The organism is Oleiphilus sp. HI0117, from assembly GCF_001635235.1.
Map to the genome: position 1 here is coordinate 1 of NZ_LWGA01000416.1, position 857 is coordinate 857.

Consider the following 857-nt stretch of genomic DNA (forward strand, 5'->3'; position numbering starts at 1 on the left):
ATAGGTCTCGTCCAGAGAATCCTGAGTCGCATGGAAAGAGTAGGCATCTTTCATTAAAAACTCACGGGCACGCATCACACCAAAGCGCGGGCGGCGCTCGTCTCTAAATTTTGTCTGGATCTGATAAAAGTTTGCCGGTAATTGCTTATAGCTGCTCAGTTCATTGCGAGCCAGGTCGGTGATCACTTCTTCATGCGTAGGGCCGAGGCAAAAGTCTCGTTGGTGACGATCTTTGATACGCAATAACTCACCGCCATATTGCTGCCAGCGACCAGACTCTTCCCAAAGTTCTGCAGGCTGAACAACAGGCATAGAAAGTTCTTGTCCGCCAGCCTTATCCATTTCCTCACGAACAATCGCTTCTACTTTACGTAGCACTCTTAAACCCATGGGCATCCAGTTGTATAAACCTGATGCGAGTTTACGAATCAAGCCTGCACGAAGCATTAGCTGATGGCTGATGACTTCAGCGTCAGCTGGAGTTTCTTTTTGAGTAGCGATTAAAAAACGACTTGCGCGCATGAGGCAATGATTTCCTTTGAGTGTAAAAATATAATGGCGTATTTTAAATAGCTAAGTGCTGATCGTATAGTCCTGAATCAAATAATTAATACAATCTTGGAGTAGAACATGACATTACAGGCCGCAGATGTGCAAGCCCGCATAAGAGAGTGGGTGCCAATGGCTGAGGATATCGACTTGAAAATCGAGGAGATCAAGCCCGGCTACGCGCGGATTCGAATTCCTTTTCAAGATAAATGTATTCGGCCGGGTGGCACGGTATCGGGCCCGGTTATGATGACCGCAGGTGATACGGCGATGTATGCTGCGATACTTGGAAGCCTGGGCGAGGTCGC

General features: G+C 47.6%; 2 protein-coding genes. One reads left to right on the forward strand and one right to left on the reverse strand.

The annotated features are described in order from the left end of the window. Positions 1 to 522 (reverse strand): proline--tRNA ligase (proS, locus tag A3757_RS04925; protein WP_068739243.1); only part of this gene is annotated, 522 nt, incomplete at its 3' end. A gap of 108 nt (positions 523 to 630) precedes the next feature. On the opposite strand from proS, the gene A3757_RS04930 reads away from it, so the two are divergent. Continuing rightward, a partial coding sequence (locus tag A3757_RS04930; protein WP_197469792.1) for a PaaI family thioesterase occupies positions 631 to 857 on the forward strand: 227 nt, incomplete at its 3' end.